Below are 7,999 nucleotides of genomic sequence, written 5' to 3'. Positions count from 1 at the left end.
ACACTGGAGCGTCTTCTGAGCCTGCTGTCGGCCTTTGAGGTCGTGGTATGGATGACGGATGGCTGGCCGCTGTATGAATCACGCCTGAAGGGAAAGCTGCACGTTATCAGCAAGCGTTACACTCAGCGCATTGAGCGACATAATCTGAATCTGAGACAACATCTGGCAAGGCTGGGACGGAAGTCACTGTCGTTCTCAAAATCGGTGGAGCTGCATGACAAGGTCATCGGGCATTATCTGAACATAAAACACTATCAGTAAGTTGGAGTCATTACCCAACTATTTTCGATATATATGTTGATGCATAATATTATTTTTTCATAAAACGCAGAAACAGTGACCAGGTGTACAACGCCACCCAACGGCTGTAATAACAAAAAATCCCTTGATGCCCGTCCCTTTTGTTACACTCCGTTATCACGCACAAGAGATATGCAGGACACTGGTATGCCGACTAAACGCTTTGATAAAAAACACTGGAAGATGGTGGTGGTGCTACTGGCAATCTGTGGCGCTATGTTGTTGCTACGTTGGGCAGCAATGATTTGGGGCTGAGCAGTGACAAACGAAGACAGCCAGACCGCATAACACGGTCCGGCAGATAATTTTACATGCTGTAGCCCAGCGATAAGGTTGTCCGACGGTCGGTATGTTCCGGTGCAGACTCTGGAGGTTCAGAGTTCCATGTAACGTTGTAAGTCACCTTCAGTCCAAAATGTTCATTAATAGCAACATTTAATGCGCTTTCGGAGTTCAGCGTTGTGTCTTCCGCGCCAAAGACCGAAACACCCTGCGTAAATTTAGCGTTGTCAGTCAACTGCCATGCATAAGCCCCGGAGGCATAGCCCAGCGGCTGAGTTTCACTGGCATTGTCGGTATATTTGTCGTAACGCACACCTGGACCGAATTCAAAGCGGAAACTGTGTACCGGGCCATTCAAAAACTGACGACCATAACCCGCGGTCAACACATCGCGCTCTCGATAGCCGTTATAACGGTCTGTCAGCCAGCTTGCCTGACCAAATAAATAGTCATAATCAGTTAAATTAAAGCGGCTACGCCCGCCCGCCGCATATTTTTCTGAAGAACGCTCATCATTAGAAGAAGTATTACTGGCGTTCCCCCACAGCGACCAGGCAGTGGTTTGTCCATACCAGGTCATGGTGGTGTCAGCCGTAAGTGAGGAGCTTTTCGTATTGCCTGATTGTGCAAGATATCCTGCGTTCAGATTACCTTCGAAAGGTTTTTTAGCGCTGGCAGGATCGTCCATGACAGTAAAAACGGAATCATCGGCAGCTGCATTCAGTGACGCAAACATGCCCCCCGCCAACATAACGATGGCAGGAACTGTCTTCAAAAGCTTCATTTATCAAGAGTCCGTACAACAAAAAAAGAGACCATCGCGGTCCCGGAAACTTTCTTAAGGATCAAAGATTAGCGTCCCTGGAAAGGTAACGAATTATAAAAAGGCGCGAATAACTTAGCAATGTATTCTTATTTCATTTTTTGAATAAGCATGTGGCGAAAACAGATTTTTATTTATATATATTTATCTGCAAAATTTTAAATAAAGCTCCAATAAATCATATTGTTAATTTCTTCACTTTCCGCTGATTCGGTGCCAGACTGAAATCAGCCTATAGGAGGAAATGATGGTACGTATCTATACGTTGACACTTGCGCCCTCTCTCGATAGCGCAACAATTACCCCGCAAATTTATCCCGAAGGAAAACTGCGCTGTACCGCACCGGTGTTCGAACCCGGGGGCGGCGGCATCAACGTCGCCCGCGCCATTGCCCATCTTGGAGGCAGTGCCACAGCGATCTTCCCGGCGGGTGGCGCGACCGGCGAACACCTGGTTTCACTGTTGGCGGATGAAAATGTCCCCGTCGCTACTGTAGAAGCCAAAGACTGGACCCGGCAGAATTTACATGTACATGTGGAAGCAAGCGGTGAGCAGTATCGTTTTGTTATGCCAGGCGCGGCATTAAATGAAGATGAGTTTCGCCAGCTTGAAGAGCAAGTTCTGGAAATTGAATCCGGGGCCATCCTAGTCATAAGCGGAAGCCTGCCGCCAGGTGTGAAGCTGGAAAAATTAACCCAACTGATTTCCGCTTCGCAAAAACAAGGGATCCGCTGCATCGTCGACAGTTCTGGCGAAGCGTTAAGTGCAGCACTGGCAATTGGTAACATCGAGTTGGTTAAGCCTAACCAAAAAGAACTCAGTGCGCTGGTGAATCGCGAACTCACCCAGCCGGACGATGTCCGCAAAGCCGCGCAGGAAATCGTTAATAGCGGCAAGGCCAAACGGGTTGTCGTTTCCCTTGGTCCACAAGGAGCGCTGGGTGTTGATAGTGAAAACTGCATTCAGGTGGTGCCACCACCGGTGAAAAGCCAGAGTACCGTTGGCGCTGGTGACAGCATGGTCGGCGCGATGACACTGAAACTGGCAGAAAATGCCTCTCTTGAAGAGATGGTCCGTTTTGGCGTAGCTGCGGGGAGTGCAGCCACACTCAATCAGGGAACACGTCTGTGCTCCCATGACGATACGCAAAAAATTTACGCTTACCTTTCCCGCTAACAAAAACATTCCCCCAGCATTGGGGGAATCACCACCAACCTGTCGGCAACGCGTTTCTCCGACTATGCTCAAAAGTCATGTGATAACAAAGGGGTGAACTATGGCCAGTGGCGATCTTGTCCGTTATGTCATAACCGTCATGTTGCATGAGGATACATTGACTGAAATTAACGAGTTGAATAATTACCTGACTCGCGACGGTTTTTTGCTCACCATGACGGATGATGAGGGAAATATCCATGAGCTGGGGACTAACACTTTTGGACTTATCAGTACCCAAAGTGAAGAAGAAATTAGAGAACTGGTTTCGGGGCTTACCCAAAGTGCAACCGGCAAAGATCCTGAAATCACCATCACGACCTGGGAGGAATGGAATAGCAACAGAAAATAAATGGTTTTTGGGCAATAATCAGTCTGTGGTGTGCGTTAGCTCGTGTTTTTACACCGCATTCTTGCGCTAACCTTATGATCTGGCAGACAACATGGGAGAGACATCATGTGGCAGGCAATCAGTCGTCTTTTGAGCGAGCAGTTAGGTGAAGGCGAAATCGAACTGCGTAATGAACTGCCTGGCGGAGAAGTCCATGCCGCATGGCATTTGCGCTATGCAGGACATGACTTTTTCGTCAAATGTGATGAAAGGGAACTGCTTCCCGGTTTTACCGCCGAAGCCGACCAACTGGAGTTACTGTCGCGTAGTAAAACCGTCACCGTGCCTAAGGTTTGGGCAGTAGGCGCTGACCGTGACTACAGTTTTCTGGTGATGGATTATCTCCCACCTCGTCCGCTGGATGCGCATAGCGCATTTATTCTTGGTCAGCAAATTGCGCGTTTACATCAATGGAGTGACCAACCACAATTTGGCCTCGATTTTGATAACTCGCTCTCCACAACTCCACAGCCCAACACCTGGCAACGTCGCTGGTCAACGTTTTTTGCTGAACAACGGATTGGCTGGCAGTTGGAACTGGCAGCAGAGAAAGGGATCGCTTTCGGCAATATCGACGCCATCGTCGAGCATATTCAGCAGCGTCTGGCCTCGCATCAACCGCAGCCTTCTCTGTTGCACGGCGATTTATGGTCCGGCAACTGTGCGCTGGGTCCGGATGGCCCGTACATTTTCGACCCTGCCTGCTACTGGGGTGACCGAGAGTGCGACCTGGCGATGTTACCGCTGCATACTGAACAGCCGCCACAAATCTATGACGGCTATCAGTCAGTATCCCCGCTACCTGCCGATTTCCTTGAACGTCAACCGGTTTACCAACTCTACACGCTGTTAAATCGTGCAAGGTTATTTGGCGGTCAGCATTTGGTTATTGCTCAGCAGTCACTGGATAGATTATTAGCAGCATGATATGGGTTGAAGATAATGGCCGCTGTGTGCGGCCTTTTGATTAAATAAACCCAAGCAGAGAAAAGAACACATAACCTGCAGCAATACAAATAACCGGCAGGATATACAGTGAGAAAAACTGCAGGAAAATAGTATGGTGCGGAACAACAATACGGGACTCAATTTGTTCACGCGTTAGCCCCTCTTCCCCTTTGGCTTTTTCCAGAATGAGTTGATCTTCAACACCTTCCCGCAAGAAGCGCGCCTGGCGACTCATTCGGGCACCGGAATCCTGCAACGCCAGTCCGACAAAAATCAGGATGAAAATCACCCAGAACATAACGTTCACGCCACCATTAAAATTGGGCGTCGGGGAGTTATACCAGAACAGATTCAAAAAAGGCGTATTCGCCTGCATCATATCGATCATGACATGAGTAAAGTCGAGCATGACCGCATTAATGCCTTCCTGGTTTTCCTGCCGGGTATTCATAAATTTCAGCAAAGAAATCAATGTAGAGATCAATGCAGGTATAAAAATCACCCAACCCAAAATCCTTTTCAAAACAGCAATGTGTCCAGCTTGTTGATACGTCATGAGTTCTCCTTGATTAAGACGCGTCGTTTCACTTAGTTTACCTGTAGATATCTGTTTTCGCCCATTCTTTAAAGGCGATATGATAGGCGCTTAATCATAAGCACGGCTTAATACCTTACACATAATGCTCTAAAGGAGAGGTTGTAATGTCAACCCCGCGTCAGATTCTTGCTGCAATTTTTGATATGGATGGATTACTTATCGACTCAGAACCTTTATGGGATCGAGCCGAACTGGATGTGATGGCAAGCCTGGGGGTGGATATCTCCCGTCGTAACGAGCTGCCGGACACCTTAGGTTTACGCATCGATATGGTGGTCGATCTTTGGTACGCCCGGCAACCGTGGAATGGGCCAAGCCGTCAGGAAGTAGTAGAACGGGTTATTGCCCGTGCCATTTCACTGGTTGAAGAGACACGTCCATTATTACCAGGCGTGCGCGAAGCTGTTGCGTTATGCAAAGAACAAGGTTTATTGGTGGGACTGGCCTCCGCGTCACCACTACATATGCTGGAAAAAGTGTTGACCATGTTTGACTTACGCGACAGTTTCGATGCCCTCGCCTCGGCTGAAAAACTGCCTTACAGCAAGCCGCATCCGCAAGTATATCTCGACTGCGCAGCAAAACTGGGCGTTGACCCACTGACCTGCGTGGCGCTGGAAGACTCGGTAAATGGCATGATCGCTTCTAAAGCAGCCCGCATGCGTTCCATCGTCGTTCCTGCGCCAGAAGCGCAAAATGATCCACGTTTTGTATTAGCAAACGTCAAACTCTCATCGCTGACAGAACTCACCGCAAAAGACCTTCTCGGTTAATGACCAGGGGCAGTGATCACGCTGCCCCTGGTTCTTTATCTGAATTTGCATTCAACTGACGGATTAATCGTCAATTTAAGAGAAAGAGTTACACCGTCACCACTTCCGTGCACTGTATAAAAATCCTATACTGTACGTATCGACAGTTTAGTGAGTTTTATCATGACGGCGGAAGGTCACCTTCTCTTTTCTATTGCTTGTGCGGTATTTGCCAAAAATGCCGAGCTGACGCCCGTGCTGGCACAGGGTGACTGGTGGCATATTGTCCCTTCCGCAATCCTGACGTGTTTGTTACCGGACATCGATCACCCAAAGTCGTTTCTTGGGCAGCGATTAAAATGGATATCAAAACCGATCGCCCGCGCTTTTGGGCATCGTGGTTTTACCCACAGTCTGCTGGCGGTATTTGCGCTGCTGGCAGCCTTTTACCTTAAGGTTCCGGAAGGCTGGTTCATTCCGGCTGATGCGCTACAAGGAATGGTGCTGGGTTATTTGAGCCACATACTTGCCGATATGCTGACACCCGCCGGTGTTCCCCTGCTCTGGCCATGCCGCTGGCGTTTCCGCTTGCCTATCCTAGTTCCCCAAAAGGGCAACCAACTGGAACGTTTTATCTGTATGGCATTATTTGTCTGGTCGGTATGGATGCCCCATTCATTACCCGAGAACAGCGCTGTTCGTTGGTCATCGCAAATAATCAATACCTTGCAGATCCAGTTTCATCGGCTTATTAAGCATCAGGTTGAATACTAAAAAGACAAAAATCACCTTTCTGGAATAAGCAATTCCATTTGAATATAAGAGCCAGCTCACAGTTCTGTTAATCTTGCGCCAACACTATGACTGCTACGCAGTGATAGAAATAATAAGATCAGGAGAACGGGGATGAACTTTCCATTAATTGCGAACATCGTGGTGTTCGTTGTACTGCTGTTTGCGCTGGCTCAGACCCGCCATAAACAGTGGAGTCTGGCGAAAAAAGTGCTGGTGGGTCTGGTGATGGGTGTGGTTTTTGGCCTTGCCCTGCATACCATTTATGGTTCTGACAGCCAGGTACTTAAAGATTCTGTACAGTGGTTTAACATCGTTGGTAACGGCTATGTTCAACTGCTGCAAATGATCGTTATGCCGTTAGTCTTCGCCTCTATTCTGAGCGCGGTTGCCCGTCTGCATAACGCATCTCAGTTAGGCAAAATCAGTTTTCTGACCATCGGTACGCTTTTGTTTACCACGCTGATTGCGGCGCTGGTCGGTGTGCTGGTCACCAACCTGTTTGGTTTGACGGCTGAAGGTCTGGTTCAGGGTGGTGCAGAAACTGCACGTCTGAACGCCATTGAAAGTAACTATGTTGGTAAAGTCTCTGATCTGAGCGTTCCGCAGCTGGTCTTGTCCTTTATCCCGAAAAACCCGTTTGCCGATCTTACCGGAGCCAATCCGACGTCAATTATCAGCGTGGTAATTTTTGCCGCATTCCTCGGCGTAGCTGCATTGAAACTGCTGAAGGATGATGCGCCGAAAGGTGAACGCGTCTTAGCCGCTATCGATACCCTACAAAGCTGGGTGATGAAACTGGTTCGCCTTGTCATGCAGTTGACCCCTTACGGCGTTCTGGCTCTAATGACCAAAGTGGTTGCAGGTTCTAACTTGCAAGACATCATCAAACTGGGAAGTTTCGTTGTCGCGTCCTACCTCGGTCTGCTGATTATGTTTGCAGTGCATGGCATTCTGCTGGGCATTAATGGCGTGAGTCCGCTGAAGTACTTCCGTAAGGTATGGCCTGTGCTGACGTTTGCCTTTACCAGCCGTTCCAGTGCTGCGTCTATCCCACTGAATGTGGAAGCACAAACGCGTCGTCTGGGCGTTCCTGAATCCATCGCCAGTTTCGCCGCCTCTTTCGGTGCAACCATTGGTCAGAACGGCTGCGCCGGTTTGTATCCGGCAATGCTGGCGGTGATGGTTGCGCCTACGGTTGGCATTAACCCGCTGGACCCGATGTGGATTGCGACGCTGGTCGGTATTGTTACCGTTAGTTCCGCAGGCGTTGCCGGTGTCGGTGGTGGTGCAACTTTCGCCGCACTGATTGTGCTGCCTGCGATGGGCCTGCCAGTAACCCTGGTGGCGCTGTTAATCTCCGTTGAACCGCTTATCGACATGGGCCGTACGGCGCTAAACGTTAGTGGCTCGATGACAGCTGGCACGCTGACCAGCCAGTGGCTGAAGCAAACCGATAAAGCCATTCTGGATAGCGAAGACGACGCCGAACTGGCACACCGTTAATTCTTATGCTGGCAATGGTCCGTTTTGTATAGGGGCCGTTGCTTTACTTTTTAAATGTTCCATCGCGGCGATGCATACTGACTCATATTTAAACAGATCGTCAGCGAAAAAAATGGGTAATGACTCCAACTTACTGATAGTGTTTTATGTTCAGATAATGCCCGATGACCTTGTCATGCAGCTCCACCGATTTTGAGAACGACAGTGACTTCCGTCCCAGCCTTGCCAGATGTTGTCTCAGATTCAGATTATGTCGCTCAATGCGCTGAGTGTAACGCTTGCTGATAACGTGCAGCTTTCCCTTCAGGCGTGATTCATACAGCGGCCAGCCATCCGTCATCCATACCACGACCTCAAAGGCCGACAGCAGGCTCAGAAGACGCTCCAGTGT

11 protein-coding genes and 1 pseudogene are annotated in these 7,999 nt (G+C 49.1%); 8 read left to right on the top strand and 4 right to left on the bottom strand.

Annotation, left to right across the window (positions count from 1 at the left end):
- Both BHE85_RS07235 and yniD read left to right on the top strand, forming a co-directional pair.
- A partial coding sequence (locus BHE85_RS07235; RefSeq protein ID WP_000317683.1) for an IS1 family transposase occupies positions 1-261 on the top strand: 261 nt, incomplete at its 5' end.
- Between the two features lie 186 nt (positions 262-447).
- Entirely contained in the window at positions 448-555 is a 108-nt protein-coding gene (gene yniD, locus BHE85_RS07230) for a small membrane protein YniD (RefSeq protein WP_001142445.1), read from the top strand.
- Positions 556-607: 52 nt separating this feature from the next.
- Here yniD and BHE85_RS07225 read toward each other — a convergent pair whose 3' ends face one another.
- On the bottom strand, positions 608-1,366 hold the full coding sequence (locus tag BHE85_RS07225; protein WP_000771397.1) for a DUF481 domain-containing protein: 759 nt from the start codon (positions 1,364-1,366) through the stop codon (positions 608-610).
- 286 nt (positions 1,367-1,652) lie between these two features.
- Here BHE85_RS07225 and pfkB point away from each other — a divergent pair, with 286 nt between their 5' ends.
- The 3 genes from pfkB (at position 1,653) to BHE85_RS07210 (ending at position 3,939) form a co-directional block, all read left to right on the top strand.
- On the top strand, positions 1,653-2,582 hold the full coding sequence (gene pfkB / locus BHE85_RS07220) for a 6-phosphofructokinase II (RefSeq protein WP_000251738.1): 930 nt from the start codon (positions 1,653-1,655) through the stop codon (positions 2,580-2,582).
- Between the two features lie 100 nt (positions 2,583-2,682).
- Positions 2,683-2,973, top strand: coding sequence for a type V toxin-antitoxin system endoribonuclease antitoxin GhoS (gene ghoS / locus BHE85_RS07215; protein ID WP_000146159.1), 291 nt, complete (start codon positions 2,683-2,685; stop codon positions 2,971-2,973).
- Positions 2,974-3,078: 105 nt separating this feature from the next.
- Positions 3,079-3,939, top strand: coding sequence for a fructosamine kinase family protein (locus BHE85_RS07210; protein WP_000267654.1), 861 nt, complete (start codon positions 3,079-3,081; stop codon positions 3,937-3,939).
- A 40-nt stretch (positions 3,940-3,979) separates the two neighbouring features.
- Here BHE85_RS07210 and BHE85_RS07205 read toward each other — a convergent pair whose 3' ends face one another.
- A complete protein-coding gene (locus tag BHE85_RS07205; protein ID WP_000222150.1) occupies positions 3,980-4,516 on the bottom strand; it encodes a YniB family protein in 537 nt (178 codons plus the stop codon).
- 146 nt (positions 4,517-4,662) lie between these two features.
- Here BHE85_RS07205 and hxpB point away from each other — a divergent pair, with 146 nt between their 5' ends.
- The 3 genes from hxpB (at position 4,663) to tcyP (ending at position 7,608) form a co-directional block, all read left to right on the top strand.
- A complete protein-coding gene (gene hxpB, locus BHE85_RS07200) occupies positions 4,663-5,331 on the top strand; it encodes a hexitol phosphatase HxpB (protein ID WP_000106834.1) in 669 nt (222 codons plus the stop codon).
- 162 nt (positions 5,332-5,493) lie between these two features.
- Positions 5,494-6,084: a metal-dependent hydrolase gene (locus tag BHE85_RS07195; protein ID WP_128832474.1), complete on the top strand. Its 591-nt coding sequence runs from the start codon at positions 5,494-5,496 to the stop codon at positions 6,082-6,084.
- A gap of 132 nt (positions 6,085-6,216) precedes the next feature.
- On the top strand, positions 6,217-7,608 hold the full coding sequence (gene tcyP / locus BHE85_RS07190) for a cystine/sulfocysteine:cation symporter (RefSeq protein ID WP_001010697.1): 1,392 nt from the start codon (positions 6,217-6,219) through the stop codon (positions 7,606-7,608).
- Between the two features lie 3 nt (positions 7,609-7,611).
- Here tcyP and BHE85_RS27295 read toward each other — a convergent pair.
- Both BHE85_RS27295 and BHE85_RS07185 read right to left on the bottom strand, forming a co-directional pair.
- Positions 7,612-7,737, bottom strand: a pseudogene (locus tag BHE85_RS27295) (protein YdjO); the annotation flags it as partial.
- 1 nt (position 7,738) lies between these two features.
- Positions 7,739-7,999, bottom strand: a 261-nt coding sequence (locus BHE85_RS07185; protein ID WP_000317683.1) for an IS1 family transposase, incomplete at its 5' end; no start/stop codon positions are given.

The sequence above is a fragment of the Shigella sp. FC1567 genome (genome assembly GCF_001743015.1).
GTDB classification, from domain to species: Bacteria; Pseudomonadota; Gammaproteobacteria; order Enterobacterales; family Enterobacteriaceae; genus Escherichia; species Escherichia coli.
The sequence above is the reverse complement of the archived record's forward strand: the minus strand, read 5'-3'. Positions and strand labels throughout refer to the sequence as shown.